The sequence below is a fragment of the Xenorhabdus innexi genome, assembly GCF_002632485.1.
Taxonomy (GTDB): domain Bacteria; phylum Pseudomonadota; class Gammaproteobacteria; order Enterobacterales; family Enterobacteriaceae; genus Xenorhabdus; species Xenorhabdus innexi.
Genome location: NZ_NIBU01000024.1, coordinates 27,939 through 48,196, shown reverse-complemented (window position 1 = coordinate 48,196; position 20,258 = coordinate 27,939). Strand labels below are relative to the sequence as shown.

The window sequence follows — 20,258 nt, the reverse complement described above, 5'->3', positions numbered from 1 at the left end:
TAGGTGATGAAATGTTAGATAAAATTAAGAACTCCCTAACGCCTTCAATTAATCAAAGTTCTGACCTTATAATAGGTCAATATTTTTTCTTAACTCTGACTTTGTTATTCGATAAAACCCCGAGTAGTTCCTTACAGGTTACATTCACTACAACAACGAAAAATATTATTCTTCTACCAGGGGATCTTGGTTTTTCCCCAGTGCCAGGCCAGAGTGGAAAATATACATGTACTCTGATGTTACAGGTAGCTAATGCAACCGATAAACCAATAAAGGATAATGATGGAATTAATTTTACTGTAGCTCTTAATCCTACTTTAGATGGTATTAGTCCTTTAGAATTTACGTGTAAAGCTAAAAAAATAAATAGTGATTCATTAGGACTAAATTTCGATAGTGCTTTCTTAAATACACCTAATATTAAAAAACCCAGTAAAGATATAAAAGCAAAAGTATTTACTACGCTCATGGATAGTAATGGGCAAGCATTATCTAACGTCCCAATTTTTATCGATTCAGTTTTATTAGTGAATTTAAAATCATGTATTATTCGTGATGAACCAAATGGTAATGTAATTCCAGTAGAAAAATATGGTACATACGAAGGGTTGTTTATTAACTCTCAAGAAGATGGCAGTGTTGTATTCTATATTTATCCACAACAATCATATTCAATGGTACTTGAATTAAGAACATCTATTTTTAACGTTTTTGATTTGGTTTCTGCAGCCTCTCCTCTTTTTATTGTCGATACTGAAGTTCCAAACCCCATGGATAGCTTGAGAGAACCTGAAATTTTAGGAGGATACCCAGGGCCTTTACGTTCACCGTCAGGAGATTCCGACTTTTATGTCTCGGTAGATAATTATGCTGGTAGTGCACGAGGAGATTATATATTATTTTTTGTCAAAAAATCTCAAGATACTGATATGAGCTATACCGGTCACTTTGTGACAGTTGAAAATCCTAATACAGAGTTGGGTCAGAATATATATTCATATCATATTCCTTACGATATTTTCGATATTGATATTTCTTATGATTTTAGTTATATAGTGGTTTATGGAAAAGGTACAGACTCGAAAGCATCACGGTCACAACCTGTAACGTATATTGGAGGGGCAACATATTATCCTCAACCTGGAGTAAACAGAAATTATGATATTTGTAAGGTATACACGAGTCGTATGGTTGAATTACTACCAGGTTCAGTTATTGGTTATGCCAGTATAAAAAAATATTTGGATAACCCCAATAATAATACAGGGCTTTTTATTAAAATTGATGGGGCACAAAATCAGCAAGGGAAGGTTCCATTAGGTTATAATGTAACTCTCTATATGTATGTTAATATGTCAGATACTGGTATAAAAAAACATTGGTCACAATTAATGCCAACAACGGTTAATAGTAATAATATTGCTACGTGGTCTTATAATATACCTCTAGAGATTCTTCGTGGTCTTAACGGAACTATTTATTTTGATTATGAATTATCTATTGGAGGGACAGTTTTCTATGGGAAAGTTTGGGAAGGTTTAATTGACACTATTCCTGAATAATATTATATGTGAAAAGTAAATATTATATTCTGGTGAGCTCACCTATGTTTACCAGAATAGTGGGTATTAATATGTTTTCAATTAATATTCTCTTTTTCTATGCTCTTTATAAAAAAGGAATGGTTTATGGATATTAGCAAAATAAATTTTGATTCATTGAGATTAGATATGGATTTTCCATTTTTGGCTATACCTAATATTCCAGATCCTAACGTGGAAAATAAAAAAATCACGGTTACTGCAAATATTATAGATATATATGGGAATCACTTACCTAATATATCTATATTTATCTCTGATGCTACTTTGGGAAACCTTAGCAAAGTAAAGATTCTTTCTAAAGATTCTGAACAACAACTTCCTATTGTATCTGTTAATGGGAAAGAAGGCTTTTTTATAAAATCTGATAATAAAGGGAAAGTTCTATTTTTTATTTATCCATATCAATCTATTCCCATTGTTCTTGAGTTATATGCTAACGTAGTTGGTTCAGACAAATTTGAGCCTGCTAAACATACAATTTTTATCGTTAATAAATCACTGGACAGTATGGTAGCTAAATTTGACATGCCACAAATAATTGGTTTTTTTGGTGAGTATTTAAAATCAAATGGGGACAGTGAATTTAAAGTTGAAGTACCTGGATATGAAGGAGGAAGACAAGGAGATTATATTTTATTTTTTGTAAATGGAAAATATACAAAGTATTTTGCTAGAAGGGAGCAAGAAGGTAGTCTGAGTATTATTCATGATCTACCATATGATATATTTACAAAAGGACTTTATTCAAATTTATTTTATATTATAGTTAGATATTTTGGTAATGTTTCAGAAGAAAAGTCTAATCCATTACCTTTAACTTACACAGGAGGAGTTATATATAAACCAGAAGAGAATCCAGCATCGGGTAGAAATTATGCTACTTGTGCGGTATATGATAGTTATGGTGTTGCACAATACCATGAAATAGAAAATCATCGCGCGATTAACTCTGGCTCAATAGAAAAAACTACTCATAGCCCAAAAGGTGGATTAAATATTGAAGTATTAGGTACTACAGACCCTAGCCAAGAACCAGATAAAGTTCCTTTAGATATTCTTGTCACTGTAAATATGTACCTTAACTCAAAAAATAAAAACTATACAAAAAGTTACTCTGGTAAAGTGAAAATACATACAATTGATAATGATAGTAAAGTAGCGGCTATTATTCACATCCCATATGAAGATGTTGTTGATGTGAAACAATGTTCAGATGGTAGATATGGTCATGTTTATTTTGATTATACATATTATGACGATCATAAAAGGTACGGTAAAATTTGGGATGCAGATATTGATACTGAGATTTATTGAATATTACTTATTTCAGTGGTTATTTGGTAACAGTTAATAATAAATGTTATATAATATGTTTTCTATTTTTTCGTGGTTTTATTATCATTTGATAGCCATTTCCCATTATAAGAAATTTCAAGTGTATTTTTTGGGTTATTTTTTAAAATTATGAGTATCATCATCGGTAGTATATCAACCTAGGTAATATATATTTTTCATAAACATTATTAATGTACAGGTGAAAAAATGATTAACTCATTTTCAGAGGAAGTAAATCATAAATCATTAAGATTGAATATTGATACTCCTTTTTTAGTTGTTCCCCCCTCATATGATCCTGAATCAGGAACAATATTTACTAAAGTAACAGCAAGAGTTAGAAATATATATGGAGAACCTTTAAAAGGAAAAAAAATACTTGTTACTAATAACTATTCTTCTAGTTTAAAAGATGTAAAAATATTTCATTCTGATCATATTAATGAAATAAAAGTTGAATCCATAAATAATGGACAAGAAGGTTTCCATATTGAAACAGATACTGATGGAAAGATTTCATTTATCATACAACCAACGAGTTATACAGAACTGATATTATCATTGTATTCTCAAATACCTGGTATTACAGGTACAATTGTTCCAGCAGATGATAGAATTTATATTGTTAATCAGTTGGTTGAAAATCTTCCGCCTGGAATGCCTGCGCTTGATATATTGAATTTATCAGGTGGTTATTTAAAATCAGGAGGAGAAAGTACATTTTCAGCCAAGCTAGAACATAATCATAATATTAAAAATAATGGATTTATGTTATTTTTTGTTAATAATAAATATGTTAAAAAGTCTATTGAGTTTTATAATCCAGATGATTTGGAAACACCATTTAATTTACCTTGTTCTATTTTTAAAAGTAATGATTTTTCATCTTTTTTGTATGTTGTTATTAGTGAGTCAGGGAATATATATCCTTATAAGTCAGAATCCTTGAATTTGACTTATATAAGAGAACCAAATAAACCTTGGTCTGATGTGGACAGAACATATGATTCCTGTACTGTTTATAACAGCAAAGGTGTTCATCCTGGTAATATTATAGATCAATACACATTTATTACTGATACTGATATTTCTTCTCCGAATGCTGATAATGCAGGTGTTTATGTTGTAATTATGGGAACAAAAGTTCCAGATGATACGTCAAAAGTTTTATTTGGTTCTAATGTGGAATTGAATTTATATACTAATTCTCTCTCAGGTCATTCCAAATATAGATGGAATAAAACAATGCCATTTGTGCCGGATGAGTATGGTGGCCATACTGCAAGTCTAATATTTCCTATTCCTAGGAGTCTATTAAATAATCAACCGGGATATCCTGATAATCGCTATGGCGAGGTATATTTTGATTATCAGATTGGAACAGATATTGAGCCGGATGTCTCTTATGGAGATACTTGGTTTGGGCATATTAATACATTTAACTAATCTATTAATGATGAGGTAATGTATGTTTAATGATAATGATCTTCCTGCACCAATAATTGAAGGATATAATGGTAGTAAATTATATAATCATGGTAAAACTGAATTTTGTGTGGAAATTCCACATTATGAATATGCTCACTCTGGTGATCAGATATGCTTTTATGTAAATGAAATTCCGATTGGAGATTGTTTTAATCTTGATAAGGTTGAAGACTTAGGTACTCCTTGTATATATAAGCTGCCTTTTTCTATTTTTTTTCCTATTAATGTTTCTTGTTCATTTTCTTATACTGTCCAAGCTCAGGGGCAAAATGAGCCGAGGTATTCAGCTACTTTAATTGTAACATATACAGGTAAATCAGAAGGTTCGTTATTTAAAGCTCCTACTATCTATTCAAGTTTTGGTTATGATAATGATCAGAACATAATAGAGCCACATCCCCCTGTTTGTGGTGGCGAAAATGGGCGTAATGTGATTGACTGCCATGCGATATCTAATTACAAGGAACATAATAATCAAGCAGGGTTATATCTTGTGGTAAAAGGAGGCAACCATACTGTAGATGGTGTGCCATTTGGCAATAATGTTGAGGCTTTCGCTTGTATAGAATCAAGCTGTCATACCTTGGCGAATCCTTATTCTCTGGGTACGCAAATGATGCTCCCTGATGCTAATAATCCTAGCCATGGTAGCCTTGTCTATCATCTATCTCATCGTGCGTTGCTAGGATTTAAAAGCCATGGTGAATGTGTTAGTGATAATGGTTTTAGGTTTGCGTATGGTAAAGCTAATTTTTGGTATGAGGTTAATGGAAAATATTTTAAATCTGATGTATGGAAAGGCCGAATATTCACTTGTGGAACAGATCCTAAGTATGGAATTAATACAAATACTGTTTGCACAAACCCAAATTATAGACCTTGCTATAACTGCCCGGAATAAATGAATGGAAGTGTTTTTTTTAAATTAGCACCCATGCATATGGGTGCTAATCATTAGGGGGTTAAGATTTTTAGTAAATTTCAACTGGTTATTATTCTTGTGATAAATTAATACTCTCTTCCATATGCAGTTGTCTGAATTTATTTTGCAATAGATAATGTGTGATTACAGAATGCTTCTATATAAAAATGTGAAAAGGTATCGACCAAGATGGCTTTTTATTTTTATCGTTTTTTATGATTGGTGCTCTGCTTATTTATACCCTTCAGGAGTTTCTAAATTTATTTCACCTTTCTTAATGTGTTATAACTAATTACTTACCAGTGTTTACAGTGCTTTGATAATTAAATTATAGCGATTTTATTATGGATTGAAAAATAACTTTCATTTATTTTTTTCATTATGCGAGTAAATTAGCTTTATATTCTTTTGTTTGTTTTTTTTATTAATCTGTTCACTTGTGATTTGATTATGTGATACTTTATTAAAATAATATTTTATTTAATCAATTTTTGGTTTAATACTCTGAAGTTATTTGGTATTAAGGTTATTGTTTTTGTGAATGTCAGAAATTGTAATTAATAAAGTGTGAATTGTAATTTTATGTATGAATCACGAGCTGAATCACGAGCTAGCTATGAGGAGGTGAAATTATCTTTTTATAGTATGCGTATTTTCTCTTCATTAGCAATGTTATTATAAATTAATGTGATTAAGGTGCAGTGGTAAATCTTTTGCTAATTGTATTCTTATTAACTAACCTTTCATTAGTAAACATTTTGACCAGTAGTTCTGATAAGACCTTTGGCAAAGCGCTAAGTTAAAATGCTATCACCATGAATCTGTAATGTTTTGTCGTTATTCACAACCATTGGGCGAAAGAACATGGATATACGCAATCTTGAAGCTTTCATCGTTTTGGCTGAGACTCTTAATTATCACAAGGCATCAGAGAGGCTTTACCTTTCTCAGCCTGCTTTGACGAAAAAAATACATGGTCTGGAAGATATTCTGGGAGCTGAATTATTCAGAAGAGGACCAAATGGAACAAAATTAACAGATTTTGGTCAGAAAACGCTGGAAAATACCAGAAAATTTTTAACACATTATGAGCAGTTTAAAAACCAGGTGCAGTCTGATTCAAAAAAAGAAATTACCCGGCATTTGTATGTCGGTTCTTGTTTTCCTGTCCACATTTATTCTCAAATCGAAAAGCAGCTTGTAGAGAAGAAAGGCAATATTGTACTGGCTTTGATGACGGGGTTGTCAGTTGAACAGCAAGTTAATTTACTGAATGCAGGTATGCTTCATGTGGCTGTTATGCCTCTGGTAGCGACAAAACCGTTTGATGTAAAAAAAACATTTACTGAAAAGTTAGTGTATATATTTAAGAAAAAGAGTCCGTTGATATCTAAATTCAGAATGGGAAATAGTCAGTATGGCAGTGAGAATTCTCTGACAATGGCGCCTGAAGAAAAAAACAATGCTGATTTGAATGATTGTTTAAATGTTTTTCCTATTTATAGCAGTGATAGTATGAATTTGTTATTAAAAACAAATGATATTATGTTGATGATGGCGATGATTACAAAAAATGGGGCTTACACATGTGTGCCTAAGAGAATGATAAGTGCAATTCCCGATTATTATATGAATTCTCTCGAACTTGTTGAAACAGGTAAAAAAATAGACTTGGGTGTAGTATGGAGTAAGTCAATAGATGATGATTTGGTTGATGATGCAGAAAGCTTTTCTGCATGGGTAGTCAATCTGTAAAATAATTTAATAAAGGGTCATCGAATTATTCTGTTTCTATTATTAATGCGTTTTTCTGAAAAGTGAATTTTTAAATAATAAGACTGTGAGGTTTACGGGTAAATGTATACGGTTTCTAAAATTTAATTATAAAAGTGATTTGTAAGTTATATAAATTTAAATCTTCAGTAAAGTAATTTTTGTATGTATTATCATAAGGATATGTCTTTTTGGCTGAAAGTATCATTACCGGGTATTAGATTACAATGCCCGGTAATGATGTCTGAAAATATATTCTCAGAAAAAATTTACAGATTTGCGTTAAACGTTTCTGTCATTTTTTCCAGTTGTTCCTGAATATCTAACCATTCAACTTCTATATCTTCCAGTTTGGATTTGGTGTTACTTTGTTGGTGCAGGCACTCAGTTAACTCAGCTTTGCGATCACTTTCATATATTGTGTTATCTGACAGTTTTTCTTCTACATTTGCCAGTTCTGTACTTAAATTTTCCATTTGCTTTTCAAGAACAGTCAGCCGTTTACGCAATGGCTGTGTCTGGTTACGGAATTCCGCTTCACGCCTTTTTTGATCTTTACGTTCCGCTGCGCTGTAATTCGATGCGTTATTGGCAGGTGCATCCATGTAGGAAGGCACTTTTTCTTTTTCCTGACTTTCGCGTAATTGCTGGCGTTGTAACTCTGTCAGCCATTGTTGATAGTCTTCCAGATCGCCGGTGAACGATTCCACTTTGCCATCATGTACCAGATAAAGCTCGTCCGTTGTAGAGCGCAGCAGATGTCGGTCGTGGGATACCACAACAAGCGCACCATCGAAATCGATCAGGGCTTCAGTCAGTGCCTGTCTCATGTCCAGATCGAGGTGGTTGGTTGGTTCATCCAGTAGCAGAAGGTTTGGCCGCTGCCAGACAATCAGTGCAAGTACCAGTCGAGCCTTTTCCCCGCCGGAAAAACGGGCACTCTGGTCAGTCACTTGATCTCCTTTGAATCCGAAGCCTCCGAGATAATCTCTCAGTTGTTGCTCGGCTTCCTGTGGTGCGAGTCTGGCTAAGTGCTGTAAAGGCGATTCGTCTGCACGGAGGTATTCCAACTGGTGCTGGGCGAAATATCCCAGTTTGATACCTTTGGCTAAGGCTATTTCCCCCTGCTGTGGTGCGAGTTCTCCTGCCAGTAATTTGATAAGTGTTGATTTACCGGCTCCGTTCCGACCCAGCAGGCCAATGCGTGAACCGGGAACCAGATTTAATTTGATCGAGTCCAGCACAGTCTTGTCACCGTATCCTGCACTGATTTTTTCCATATTCAATAGCGGATTTGGCAGGTTTTCTGGTTCTCGGAAGCTAAAATGGAATGGGTTATCAACATGAGCCGGTGCAATCAGTTCCATGCGTTCCAGCATTTTAATCCGGCTCTGTGCCTGTTTTGCTTTGGTGGCTTTAGCACGGAAACGGTCAATATAGCTTTGCAAGTGTGCCACTTTTTCTTGCTGGCTTTGGTACAGAGCCTGTTGTTGAGCCAGTTTGGCAACCCGTTGCCGTTCAAAGGAAGAGTAATTACCCGTATATTCAGATAAATTCTGTTGCTCGATATGCAGGATTTTATCGATGATCGGGTCGAGGAAATCCCTGTCATGCGATATCAGAATCAAAGTACCGGTGTAGCTTTTCAGCCACTTTTCAAGCCAGATGACAGCATCCAGATCAAGATGGTTAGTTGGTTCATCAAGCAATAGCAGGTCAGAACGGCAGATCAGTGCCTGAGCCAGATTGAGGCGCATACGCCAGCCGCCGGAAAATGAGCTGACAGGTTGTTCTAACTGTGCCTGAGAAAAGCCCAGACCATGCAGCAAACTGGATGCACGGGCGCGGATTGTCCATGCCTGAATAGTGTCCAATTGACCGTGAAGGTGGGCAATAGCGTGACCATCATTCTGTTCGTTGGCTATTTTCAGCTTGTGCTCCAGTTGACGGAATTCACGATCACCGTCGATCACATATTCAAGCGCGGAAATTTCCAGAGCGGGAGTTTCCTGATTTACCCATGCCAAAGCCCAGTTTCCGGGAAATGTCACAGAACCATTTTCAGCCTGAAGTTCACCTTTCAGTAATGAAAGCAGGGTTGATTTGCCACAGCCATTTTTACCCACCAGACCCACTTTCTGGCCCGGATTAATGGTCGCGCTGGCATTGTCCAGCAGAACGCGGATGCCTCGGCGGATTTGCAGAGAAGAAAAAACAATCATGATGTTGTCTGTATAGAGTATGTTAAGTTAATAATTACATTGTATCTGTTCGTTTCGTTGTTTCGATAGTCTGGCGTGCATGGTAGCGGAAAATAGGTGGCCTGACACGTCCTGAGGGGGGATTGATGCTATTGTCATCTAATGTTCTGCCGCCCAAGGTATTACTGTTGTATATCCATCCAGAACCGCAGGGTTCTGTGGTCAATAAAGTGTTGCTCCAGACGGTTCGGGATCTGGAGAATGTCACTATTCACGATCTGTATGGCTGCTATCCTGACTTTTTTATTGATGTCCCGGCAGAGCAGAAGCTCTTAAGTGAGCATCAGATCATTGTGTTTCAGCATCCTCTTTATACTTATAGCTGTCCTGCTTTATTGAAAGAGTGGATGGATCGCGTGTTAAGCCGTGATTTTATTGGTGGCACTGAGCCGATGCTGAAAAATAAATATTGGCGTTCTTTCATTACCACGGGAGAGCCTGAAGGTGCCTTCCGCAGCAGCGGGCACAACCGTTATTCGATGGAAGAGATTCTCCGGCCTTTCGAATTAGTGGCTTCAATGTGTCATATGCACTGGTTGTCACCGATGATCCTCTACTGGGCCAGACGTCAGCCATCTGAAGTGCTCGTCAGTCATGCAAATGCGTATTGGGAATGGCTTAAAGCGCCGCTGTCTCTGGGAGGGCTTTAATCATGGAGACTTCAGCGCTGTTAAGCGCCGGAATATTATTTCTGTTTGCTGCTGTTGTGGCTGTTCCTCTGGCTCAGAAATTCAGAATCGGAGCTGTTTTAGGATATCTTCTTGCCGGGATTGCGCTTGGTCCTTGGGGAACCGGACTTATTAAGGATGTCGGTGAGATCCTCCATTTCTCTGAGCTTGGTATTGTTTTTCTGATGTTCATCATTGGTCTTGAACTCAATCCGGCAAAACTCTGGCAACTCAGGCGCTCTATCTTTGGTGCCGGTACGGTACAGGTTGTGCTGACTGCATCAGTTCTGGCTTCATTCCTTTTTCTGACTCATTTCTCATGGCAGGCCGCAGTGATCGGTGGCGTTGGTCTCGCCATGTCGTCAACCGCGATGGCTCTGCAATTAATGCGGGAAAAAGGCATGGCAAATAATGAAGGCGGGCAACTCGGTTTTTCTATTCTGCTTTTTCAGGATATCGCGTTAATCCCGGCTTTAGCTTTGATACCGATATTGGCAGGTGGCGCGGCTTCCGGTGACTGGTATCGTATTGGTCTTAAAATTATTGCTTTTGCCGGAATGTTGTTGGGCGGGCGCTATTTATTACGCCCTTTATTTCGTCTGGTGGTGAAATCCGGTGTCAGGGAGGTATTTACCGCTGCTGCTTTGTTGGTTGTTCTTGGTGCAGCAATTTTTATGGAGATGCTGGGTTTTTCGATGGCGCTGGGGACGTTTATCGCAGGTGTTCTGCTTGCCGATAGTGAATATCGCCATGAGCTGGAAATTTCTATTGAACCCTTCAAGGGATTATTGCTGGGGCTGTTTTTTATTTCTGTCGGTATGTCATTGAATATTGGTGTGCTGTTGAGCTATTTGCCTGATGTATTGCTCGCGGTTCTGGCACTGGTATTGATAAAAAGTATCCTATTGTATGCCATCGGCAGAATTTCTGGTCTGGAAAAATCATTAATTATGCAGTTCTCAGGGATGTTAAGTCAGGGAGGGGAATTCGCCTTTGTTTTATTTTCTGCCGCTCTTGGGGAGAAAGTGTTAGATCAGGGCCAGATGTCGTTTTTGTTGGTGGTGGTGACACTATCGATGATGACAACACCACTGGTTATGACATTGATCGAACGTATATTAACCGACCGTTACAACACACAAGCGGAAAGCAATGAGACACCTTTTGTGGAAGATAATGTTGTGGAAGATAATGCTCCACAGGTTATCGTGGTAGGTTTTGGTCGTTTCGGGCAGGTTGTCGGGCGCCTTTTAATGGCAAATAAAATCCGTATTACTGTGCTGGAGCGCGATGTGAGTGCGATCAGTACACTACGTCGTTATGGTTATAAGGTGTATTATGGTGATGCGAGTGAGCTGGCGCTGCTGCGTTCTGCGGGGGCTGACAAAGCCAAAGCGATTGTCATTACCTGTGATGAGCCGGAAGATACGATGGCAATTGTCCGTTTATGTCAGCAACATTTCTCTCACCTGCACATCATTGCACGTGCCAGAGGGCGTTTTGAAGCTCATGAACTGTTGCAGAATGGCGTGCGGGATTTTAGTCGGGAAACGTTCTCCAGTGCGTTGGAAGTCGGAAGAAAGACTATGATCGGGCTGGGTATTCATCCTCATCATGCCTATCGTGCTCAGCAACATTTCAGGCGTCTGGATATGCGCATGTTGCGTGAACTGATGCCTCAGGTACAGGGTGATGTAACCCATATATCCCGCGTAAAAGAAGCCCGCAGAGAACTGGAAGAGCTATTTGAACGGGAAATGCTCAATGAACGTCGTCAGCCGGAAGGCTGGGATGAATAATCCCTTTCGTCTTTCAGGTTGCCTCTTTGTTGGCTGCGCTCGTTCGCCCCAGTCACATAGTTATCTATGCTTCCGGGTGCTCTCCCTTGCCGCCGCGATGCAACTTGAAATCCATTGGGTATAATATGCATGGCAATGTATGCAATATTGCAGAGTGTGAAGTCATGGGGGAATGTATGTCAGTAAGTCGTAAGCGTTTTATTGCAGGAGCCGTTTGCCCGAAGTGTCAGTCACAGGATACTTTGGCCATGTGGCAGGAGAATAAAGTGGATGTTGTGGAGTGTGTCAGTTGTGGGCATCTTCAACGGCAAACCGATGAGTCTGTAACGTCCCATGTCCGAGATCAGGAACAGGTTATCGGTATTTTTACCCCTAACTAATTGAACTGAGTTACAACAGATGTCGGATAAATTTTTTCATTACCGGATACAGTGAAGTAGAATTCCGGTACAATCAGCGGCATTTTTAGTCGTCACGTTAGAGTTAGTCGTAACGTATTTAGTTGTAACGTAAAGTTTTCCCTCACGTTTTTACCCGGGTATCGTAGGAGATGTCATGAAAGTAGCAAAAGATTTGGTGGTCAGCTTGGCTTATCAAGTAAGAACAGAAGATGGTGTTTTAGTTGATGAGTCCCCGGTGAGCGCACCGTTAGACTATCTGCATGGCCGCGGTTCCCTGATTAGCGGTTTAGAGAAATCGCTGGATGGTCGTGAGGCTGGTGAGCGCTTTGATGTGAGCGTTGAAGCTGATGATGCATATGGTCAGTATGATGAAAATCTGGTTCAGCGCGTACCAAAAGATGTTTTTGTGGGTGTTGAGGAATTAGAAGTTGGTATGCGTTTCCTGGCTGACACGGATATGGGTCCTGTACCTGTTGAAATCACTGCCTTAGAAGGTGATGACGTTGTTGTTGACGGCAACCATATGCTGGCAGGCCAGAACCTGAAGTTCAATGTTGAAATTGTTGCGATTCGTGAAGCAACAGAAGAAGAACTGGCTCACGGTCACGTGCATGGTCAGGGTGGTTGTGGTGACCACGATCATCAGCATGACGACGAAGGTCATAGCTGCTGCGGTGGCAGCTGCCACTGATTTAGCAGGAAAAATTCAGACGGAAAAAGGGAAGCTGACAGGCTTCTCTTTTTTATGGTTTGTCCTGTTTATGGTTTACCCCATTGACAGTTTGCCCCGGCCTTTTCTGGCAGGTATTTACTCCGGCCAGCAATACTGGGGCACTCCCCGGTCAAGATGCTCCTTATCAATATTCTCTTAATAGTGAGGAGGAGGCGTTTCTTCCGACATCGGTGCGATAATTGATGACTGGTGGGTTTTCAGCCGCTCAGCCATTAATTTTAACTGTTCTTTCAATATATCTATTTCTACCTGCTGCTTTCTAACCTCTTGGTTTAATTCTTCAATCGTCATTTCCTGGTAGGCTAGTTTAGTTTCCAGTTGCTCAAATCTCTGCTCAAAACTGGGTAATCCCATAATTTTTCCCCGCATCTTTGTTTGTTGTTCGTTCATTTAATTTCATGATGAAATGATTATTCTAAACGGGTTGATACTATAATACCCGTGTCCTGATACCTAAATTTTTTGGCAAAGATAAGGGCAGATAAACGTAACGCAAAGAAAAAATGGAATAAGTAAAAGCGTTTGGTATCAATGTGATTACAATCTTTTTCAGGACAATGTATAGCAAATATTGTTATTGGTTTTAGTAGGCAGTTATAGTACATGTGGTTGCATGATTTTTGCTGATGACAAATTCAGTCAAATTTATTGGAGAACATGATGAAATCATTCTTAAAAACAACTTTGTTAGCAACTACACTGGCAATAACATTCGGTGTGCCGTATGCAATGGCTAATGAAGAAAAAGCCAGCGATGAAGTGAAGTTGAATAAGGCTTTCAAGACTTTGGAACAGCAGAACTCTTATGCTTTGGGTGCTTCCATTGGTCGTTATATGGAAAAATCTTTAGAGGAACAGAAAGCTCTGGGTATCGATCTCGATAAATCTCAGGTTATGTCTGGCTTCGGAGAAGCAATAAATAATAAAAGTAAACTGAATGATAGCGAAATTCAGCAGATCCTCAGTGAGTTTGATGCAAAAATCAGGACTTCTTTACAGGCTAAACTGGAAAAAGAAGCCAGCGAAAATAACGTGAAAGGGGATAAATTCCGCGCACAGTTCGCTAAGGAAGCCGGGGTAGTCAAAACTAAATCGGGTCTTTTGTACAAGATTGAACGTGAAGGAACAGGCAAAAAGCCTACATCAGGCGATACTGTCGTTGTAAACTACAAAGGTTCTTTGATTGACGGTAAGGTGTTTGATAGTTCCTATGAGCGGAAAGAGCCGCTGTCTATCCCTTTGGGGGGTGTTATCCCGGGTTGGACAGAAGGTCTTCAGCACCTGAAAAAAGGTGGAAAAATGAAGCTGGTTATTCCGCCTGAGTTAGCTTACGGCAAAAATGGTGTTCAGGGCATTCCGGTTAACTCAACCTTAGTCTTTGAAATTGAATTGTTGGATATTAAACCCAACACGAAAGCAAAATAATTTGTATCGTAATTAATACATTATTTTATAACAGGGGCTATCATGCCCCTGTTTTGTTATGAGAATATTTACTTCGGCTTGGTAAGTTATTCAAGACTAAATATAGAAAATGAATTTGACCACTTATTATTTTCTACGGTATTAAATAGAATAATTTTTTCATATATCAGGTGTATTCGAACATTAACGCTGTGATAAAGCCGGATAGTCTTACCCGGCAAGAGCTTGACGGTAATTTAATGTAGTTTTAACGTCATTATTCTGGATAGAATACAGCGCTTTTAAATGTTGTCTGCTAACTACGGTTATAATAAATCTCTCCCTGATGTTTTTGGTGAGGCGAAGTCTAAGCTTGAAGGATGGTGTATTACATGTCTACCCCACTATTGTCTGGTGATAAAATATCCGGTGATAACATATCTGTTAATAACAACGATATTGATTTACTGGAAAATCAACCGTTCAGTGAAACGGATCATGAAATTTTAAAGTCTTATGAAGCGGCAGTTGATGGCCTGGCTATGCTGATTGGTGGGCATTGTGAAATTGTTCTTCATTCACTGGAGGACCTTAAATGTTCAGCTGTCAGAATAGCTAACGGAGAACATACCGGCCGTAAAATTGGTTCCCCTATTACCGATCTGGCATTGCGGATGCTGCACGATATTACTGATGAAGATTCTTCTGTTTCCAGAGCTTATTTCACCAGAGCAAAGAGTGGCTCATTGATGAAATCTGTCACTATTGCTATTCGCAATCGTCAGCGTCGGGTCATCGGGCTTTTGTGTATCAATATGAATCTTGATGTTCCCTTTTCTGAAATTATTCAGACGTTTATTCCTGAAAAAACTCATGAAGTTTCTTCAAACGTCAATTTTGCTTCTTCTGTGGATGATTTGGTTGCCCAGACACTGGAATTTACTATCGAAGAAGTCAATGCTGATCGTAATGTTTCCAATAATGCCAAAAACAGGCAGGTCGTTCTGAACCTCTATGAGAAGGGCATTTTTGATATCAAAGATGCGATTAATCAGGTCGCTGACCGTCTGAATATCTCCAAGCATACGGTATATCTTTATATTCGCCAGTTTAAAAACGGTGAATGTGCTCATCCGGAAAAGTAATGGAGAAGTCATGCTGCCACTGTCTTATTGCCTGCTGGTGACCGGATCGGCATACGGGACTCAGCAAGCCAGTAGCGCCTATCAGTTTGCTCAGGCACTTATTGCTTCCGGCCATAAATTGCATAGCGTGTTTTTTTATCGTGAAGGCGTCCAGAATGGCAATCAGCTGACCGCGCCTGCCAATGATGAGGTTGATCTTGTCAGGGCGTGGCAGTCGTTGGCTGCTCAGCATCAGTTTGAACTGTTTATTTGTGTTGCCGCTGCGCTACGACGCGGCGTTGTGGATGAGCAGCAGGCAAATGAACTGAATCTGGCAGGGGCGAATCTCGCCGATGGTTTTGAACTCAGTGGGCTTGGTTCTTTGGCTGAGGCGATGATGCTGTGTGACCGCGTGGTACAATTTTAAGAGAACAATGCTTAACGGCACAGGCTTAGGGGCACAACAGGAAGAATATAATGAAAAAAATTGCCTTCGTTTTTACTGAGGCCCCCCACGGCTCTTCTGCCGGTAGAGAAGGGCTGGATGCACTGCTTGCAACATCAGCATTGACGGAACAGGTCGGCGTGTTCTTTATTTCAGATGGCGTATTTCAGCTGCTGTCCAACCAGCAGCCGGATAAAATCCTGTCACGTGACTATATTTCAACATTTAAAATTTTGCCTCTGTATGATATTGAAAAATATTATATTTGTCTTGATGATCTGACGGTTAGGGGATATAGCCCAGAAGATGATTTCATTCTGGAAGCTGAATTTCTTTCTGCTAGGGCAATCCGGGAAATTCTGGCGGGTTACGATGTTGTGTTGAAATTTTAGTGTTGAAATTTTAATCTACTTTGGGGAGATGACATGTTATATACTGTTAGATGCTCACCTTATCAGGATGACTTCAATGCAGTACTTGGCCTGATCACTGATGCAGATGATGTCCTGATGCTGCAAAATGGGGTATTACTGGGTATTCATGGTAATCCCTATTTAGCAGAATTGATTCATACGGGGGCGGGTATCTACGCCTTGCAGGAGGATCTGGATGCCCGAGGGCTTACGGAGCGGGTTTCAGAGCACGTAAAAGTGGTCAATTACAATGGCTTTGTTAATTTAACAGTGAAACACCAGCAAAGTTTAAGTTGGTAAATATTTCCGCATTTTGCCAGCAGATATTGCCCATAATTATTCAGTCAATAAATCAGTAGCCTGTGGACTCTTGAGTACGCAGACATAATACTGACGATAGCAACATATATAAAGACTGTATATTTCTTGACACCTCGTCAAGTCAGCAATAAAATTCCGCGTCCTCTCGTTTTGTCATCATGGCTGACAGAGGGTAAAATCCGTGTTTACGAAGCAAAAAAACCAGGAGCTTTTTTAATAATGGCAACTATTAACCAGCTGGTTCGCAAATCCCGTAGCTCGAAAGTTGTGAAAAGCAACGTTCCTGCTCTGGAAGCTTGCCCGCAGAAACGTGGCGTATGTACTCGTGTATATACCACCACTCCAAAAAAACCAAACTCAGCACTGCGTAAAGTATGCCGTGTGCGTTTGACTAACGGTTTCGAAGTGACTTCTTACATCGGTGGTGAAGGCCACAACCTGCAAGAGCACTCCGTTATCCTGATCCGTGGCGGTCGTGTTAAAGACTTGCCAGGTGTGCGTTACCACACCGTTCGCGGCGCACTGGACTGTTCTGGTGTTAAAGACCGTAAACAAGCTCGTTCTAAGTACGGTGTGAAGAAGCCAAAGGCTTAATGGTCCTCCGTTAAGTAAGGCCAAACATTGTTCACTTTTAATGTCAAAATAAACTCGTAGAGTTTTGGACAACCCTGAAATTCGAAACGGAGTATTTCCATGCCACGTCGTCGTGTAATTGGTCAACGTAAAATTCTGCCAGATCCAAAGTTCGGATCAGAACTGCTGGCCAAATTTGTAAATATCCTGATGGTAGACGGTAAAAAGTCTGTCGCAGAAGCAATCGTATATGGTGCGCTTGAGACCCTGGCTCAGCGTTCCGGTAAAGAACATCTGGAAGCATTCGAGCAGGCACTGGATAACGTGCGCCCGACTGTGGAAGTTAAATCCCGCCGTGTAGGTGGTTCTACCTATCAGGTTCCAGTTGAAGTTCGTCCGGTTCGTCGTAATGCTCTGGCAATGCGTTGGATCGTTGATGCTGCTCGTAAACGCGGTGATAAGTCTATGGCTCTGCGCCTGGCGAATGAATTATCTGATGCGGCTGAAAACAAAGGCGCTGCTGTTAAGAAACGTGAAGACGTTCACCGTATGGCAGAAGCTAACAAGGCGTTCGCACACTACCGTTGGTAATCCATTTTTTGGCAATCCATCGGCAGTGAATATGTTCTGGGTAGCTGCGGCTGCCCGTTCTCCAAATTGAAGAACGCCCACGAGAGAGGAAAAAATGGCTCGTCAAACACCTATAGCACGCTACCGTAATATCGGTATCAGTGCCCACATCGACGCCGGTAAAACCACAACAACTGAACGTATTCTGTTTTACACAGGTGTAAACCATAAAATCGGTGAAACTCACGAAGGTTCAGCAACTATGGACTGGATGGAGCAGGAGCAGGAGCGTGGTATTACCATTACCTCCGCAGCGACTACTGCATTCTGGTCTGGTATGGCTAAACAGTATGAGCCACACCGCATCAACATCATCGACACCCCAGGCCACGTTGACTTCACTATCGAAGTAGAGCGTTCTATGCGTGTTCTTGATGGTGCAGTAATGGTTTACTGTGCAGTTGGTGGTGTTCAGCCTCAGTCTGAAACCGTATGGCGTCAGGCTAACAAATATAATGTTCCACGTATCGCGTTCGTTAACAAAATGGACCGTATGGGTGCGAACTTCCTGCGCGTTGTTGATCAGATCAAAACTCGTCTGGCAGCTAACCCAGTTCCTCTGCAATTGGCAATCGGTGCAGAAGATACCTTCACCGGTGTTGTTGACCTGCTGAAAATGAAAGCAATCAACTGGAACGAAGCTGATCAGGGAACTACCTTCACTTATGAAGATATCCCAGCTGACATGCTTGAACTGGCGCAGGAATGGCATCAGAACCTGATTGAATCCGCTGCAGAAGCATCAGAAGAACTGATGGACAAATATCTGAGCGGTGAAGAGCTGACTGAAGACGAAGTCAAGGCAGCTCTGCGTAAGCGTGTTCTGGCTAACGAAATTATCCTGGTTACCTGTGGTTCTGCATTTAAGAACAAAGGTGTTCAGGCAATGTTGGATGCAGTTATCGAATATCTGCCAGCGCCAACTGACGTTGAGTCTATCAAAGGTATGTTGCCAGATGGCAAAGATACCCCAGCAGAACGTCATTCAAGCGATGACGAGCCTTTCTCAGCACTGGCGTTCAAAATCGCAACTGACCCATTCGTGGGTAACCTGACGTTCTTCCGTGTTTACTCCGGTGTTGTTAACTCTGGTGACACCGTACTGAACCCGATTAAAGACAAGAAAGAACGTTTTGGTCGTATCGTTCAGATGCACGCTAACAAACGTGAAGAAATCAAAGAAGTCCGTGCAGGCGACATCGCTGCTGCTATCGGTCTGAAAGATGTAACTACAGGTGACACTCTGTGTGACATGTCTGCCCCAATCATTCTGGAGCGCATGGAATTCCCAGAGCCAGTTATCTCTGTTGCTATCGAACCAAAAACTAAAGCTGACCAGGAAAAAATGGGTATCGCTTTAGGTCGTCTGGCACAAGAAGACCCATCATTCCGCGTAAGCAGTGATGAAGAGTCTGGTCAGACTATCATCGCAGGTATGGGTGAACTTCACCTCGACGTACTGGTTGACCGTATGCGTCGTGAATTCAACGTTGAAGCGAACGTAGGTAAACCACAGGTTGCTTACCGTGAAACCATCCGTGCCTCTGTTGAGCAGGAAGGTAAACACGCTAAACAATCCGGTGGTCGTGGTCAGTATGGTCACGTTTGGCTACGTATCGAGCCTATGGAATCAGGTGGCGACGGTTACGAATTCGCGAACGAAATCGTTGGTGGTGTTGTTCCTAAAGAATACATCCCAGGCGTTGACAAAGGCGTTCAGGAACAGCTGAAGAGCGGTGTTCTGGCGGGTTACCCAATCGTTGACGTTAAAGTTGCTCTGTTCGACGGTTCTTACCATGACGTTGACTCCTCAGAAATCGCCTTTAAAATTGCTGCATCCATGGCATTTAAAGAAGGCTTCATGAAGGCGAAACCAGTTCTGCTGGAGCCAATCATGAAAGTCGAAGTGGAAACACCAGAAGACTATATGGGTGACGTCATCGGTGACCTGAACCGTCGCCGTGGTATGATCGATGGTATGGATGATGTAGCTACGGGCAAAATTGTTCGTGCTCAAGTACCATTATCTGAAATGTTTGGTTATGCTACTGACCTGCGTTCTCAGACCCAAGGTCGTGCTTCTTACTCCATGGAGTTCTTGAAGTACAACGAAGCGCCTAGCAACGTCGCTCAGGCTATTATCGAAGCTCGTAAAGCTAGATAAGTTTTCGAGTTTACTATCTTTTTGGCTCCCTCATCATTTGTGACGAGGGAGCGGTATTAAGGAATAGAGTCGTGTCTAAAGAAAAGTTTGAACGTTCCAAGCCGCACGTTAACGTTGGTACTATCGGCCACGTTGACCACGGTAAAACTACCCTGACTGCTGCAATCACCACCGTTCTGGCAAAAACCTACGGCGGTAGC

At 40.3% G+C, this 20,258-nt stretch carries 21 protein-coding genes; 19 read left to right on the top strand and 2 right to left on the bottom strand.

Going from position 1 to position 20,258, the window contains the following annotated elements; genetic code table 11:
- The first annotated feature begins 11 nt into the window (after positions 1 to 11).
- The 5 genes from Xinn_RS11305 to Xinn_RS11285 all read left to right on the top strand — a co-directional run bounded on the left by Xinn_RS11305 (position 12) and on the right by Xinn_RS11285 (position 7,104).
- Positions 12 to 1,562: a hypothetical protein gene (locus Xinn_RS11305; RefSeq protein ID WP_086954613.1), complete on the top strand. Its 1,551-nt coding sequence runs from the start codon at positions 12 to 14 to the stop codon at positions 1,560 to 1,562.
- A gap of 126 nt (positions 1,563 to 1,688) precedes the next feature.
- The gene (locus Xinn_RS11300; RefSeq protein WP_086954612.1) at positions 1,689 to 2,918 is read left to right on the top strand and encodes a hypothetical protein; all 1,230 of its coding nucleotides are present in this window, start codon (positions 1,689 to 1,691) and stop codon (positions 2,916 to 2,918) included.
- 228 nt (positions 2,919 to 3,146) lie between these two features.
- Positions 3,147 to 4,385: a hypothetical protein gene (locus Xinn_RS11295; protein WP_086954611.1), complete on the top strand. Its 1,239-nt coding sequence runs from the start codon at positions 3,147 to 3,149 to the stop codon at positions 4,383 to 4,385.
- Positions 4,386 to 4,407: 22 nt separating this feature from the next.
- On the top strand, positions 4,408 to 5,328 hold the full coding sequence (locus Xinn_RS11290) for a hypothetical protein (RefSeq protein ID WP_086954610.1): 921 nt from the start codon (positions 4,408 to 4,410) through the stop codon (positions 5,326 to 5,328).
- Between the two features lie 885 nt (positions 5,329 to 6,213).
- Positions 6,214 to 7,104 carry a LysR family transcriptional regulator gene (locus Xinn_RS11285; protein WP_086954609.1) on the top strand — a complete coding sequence of 297 codons (891 nt, stop codon included), beginning with the start codon at positions 6,214 to 6,216 and terminating at the stop codon, positions 7,102 to 7,104.
- 287 nt (positions 7,105 to 7,391) lie between these two features.
- On the opposite strand, the gene Xinn_RS11280 is transcribed toward Xinn_RS11285, so the two are convergent.
- Positions 7,392 to 9,344 (bottom strand): ABC transporter ATP-binding protein, encoded by a 1,953-nt coding sequence (locus Xinn_RS11280; RefSeq protein ID WP_086954608.1) that lies wholly within the window; start codon positions 9,342 to 9,344, stop codon positions 7,392 to 7,394.
- Between the two features lie 125 nt (positions 9,345 to 9,469).
- Between Xinn_RS11280 and kefG the strand changes: the two genes are divergently transcribed.
- The 5 genes from kefG to Xinn_RS21780 all read left to right on the top strand — a co-directional run bounded on the left by kefG (position 9,470) and on the right by Xinn_RS21780 (position 13,123).
- Entirely contained in the window at positions 9,470 to 10,033 is a 564-nt protein-coding gene (gene kefG / locus Xinn_RS11275; RefSeq protein WP_086954607.1) for a glutathione-regulated potassium-efflux system ancillary protein KefG, read from the top strand.
- Positions 10,034 to 10,035: 2 nt separating this feature from the next.
- Positions 10,036 to 11,850 (top strand): glutathione-regulated potassium-efflux system protein KefB, encoded by a 1,815-nt coding sequence (gene kefB, locus Xinn_RS11270; RefSeq protein WP_086954606.1) that lies wholly within the window; start codon positions 10,036 to 10,038, stop codon positions 11,848 to 11,850.
- A gap of 176 nt (positions 11,851 to 12,026) precedes the next feature.
- A complete protein-coding gene (locus tag Xinn_RS11265; protein ID WP_086954605.1) occupies positions 12,027 to 12,230 on the top strand; it encodes a YheV family putative zinc ribbon protein in 204 nt (67 codons plus the stop codon).
- A gap of 175 nt (positions 12,231 to 12,405) precedes the next feature.
- Positions 12,406 to 12,942, top strand: a complete 537-nt coding sequence (gene slyD, locus Xinn_RS11260; protein WP_086954604.1) for a peptidylprolyl isomerase — start codon at positions 12,406 to 12,408, stop codon at positions 12,940 to 12,942.
- Positions 12,881 to 13,123 (top strand): hypothetical protein, encoded by a 243-nt coding sequence (locus Xinn_RS21780; RefSeq protein ID WP_143706528.1) that lies wholly within the window; start codon positions 12,881 to 12,883, stop codon positions 13,121 to 13,123. Before slyD ends, Xinn_RS21780 begins: the two co-directional genes overlap by 62 nt.
- Here the strand turns inward: Xinn_RS21780 and Xinn_RS11255 are convergent.
- Complete coding sequence (locus Xinn_RS11255) at positions 13,120 to 13,338, bottom strand: SlyX family protein (protein WP_086956523.1); 219 nt, start codon at positions 13,336 to 13,338, stop codon at positions 13,120 to 13,122. The genes Xinn_RS21780 and Xinn_RS11255 overlap by 4 nt on opposite strands.
- Before the next feature lie 306 nt (positions 13,339 to 13,644).
- Between Xinn_RS11255 and fkpA the strand changes: the two genes are divergently transcribed.
- The 9 genes from fkpA to Xinn_RS11210 form a co-directional block, all read left to right on the top strand.
- A complete protein-coding gene (gene fkpA, locus Xinn_RS11250; protein WP_086954602.1) occupies positions 13,645 to 14,409 on the top strand; it encodes an FKBP-type peptidyl-prolyl cis-trans isomerase in 765 nt (254 codons plus the stop codon).
- A gap of 371 nt (positions 14,410 to 14,780) precedes the next feature.
- The gene (locus Xinn_RS11245; protein ID WP_086954601.1) at positions 14,781 to 15,533 is read left to right on the top strand and encodes a helix-turn-helix transcriptional regulator; all 753 of its coding nucleotides are present in this window, start codon (positions 14,781 to 14,783) and stop codon (positions 15,531 to 15,533) included.
- Between the two features lie 10 nt (positions 15,534 to 15,543).
- Entirely contained in the window at positions 15,544 to 15,939 is a 396-nt protein-coding gene (gene tusD / locus Xinn_RS11240; RefSeq protein ID WP_086954600.1) for a sulfurtransferase complex subunit TusD, read from the top strand.
- Positions 15,940 to 15,989: 50 nt separating this feature from the next.
- Positions 15,990 to 16,349, top strand: a complete 360-nt coding sequence (gene tusC, locus Xinn_RS11235; RefSeq protein WP_086954599.1) for a sulfurtransferase complex subunit TusC — start codon at positions 15,990 to 15,992, stop codon at positions 16,347 to 16,349.
- Positions 16,350 to 16,382: 33 nt separating this feature from the next.
- Positions 16,383 to 16,670: a sulfurtransferase complex subunit TusB gene (tusB, locus tag Xinn_RS11230; protein ID WP_086954598.1), complete on the top strand. Its 288-nt coding sequence runs from the start codon at positions 16,383 to 16,385 to the stop codon at positions 16,668 to 16,670.
- A gap of 240 nt (positions 16,671 to 16,910) precedes the next feature.
- On the top strand, positions 16,911 to 17,285 hold the full coding sequence (gene rpsL, locus Xinn_RS11225; protein WP_086954597.1) for a 30S ribosomal protein S12: 375 nt from the start codon (positions 16,911 to 16,913) through the stop codon (positions 17,283 to 17,285).
- A 99-nt stretch (positions 17,286 to 17,384) separates the two neighbouring features.
- Entirely contained in the window at positions 17,385 to 17,855 is a 471-nt protein-coding gene (gene rpsG, locus Xinn_RS11220) for a 30S ribosomal protein S7 (protein WP_086954596.1), read from the top strand.
- A gap of 94 nt (positions 17,856 to 17,949) precedes the next feature.
- Positions 17,950 to 20,058, top strand: coding sequence for an elongation factor G (gene fusA, locus Xinn_RS11215; RefSeq protein WP_086954595.1), 2,109 nt, complete (start codon positions 17,950 to 17,952; stop codon positions 20,056 to 20,058).
- Between the two features lie 71 nt (positions 20,059 to 20,129).
- On the top strand, positions 20,130 to 20,258 hold a 129-nt coding region (locus tag Xinn_RS11210; RefSeq protein ID WP_231069005.1), incomplete at its 3' end, for a GTP-binding protein.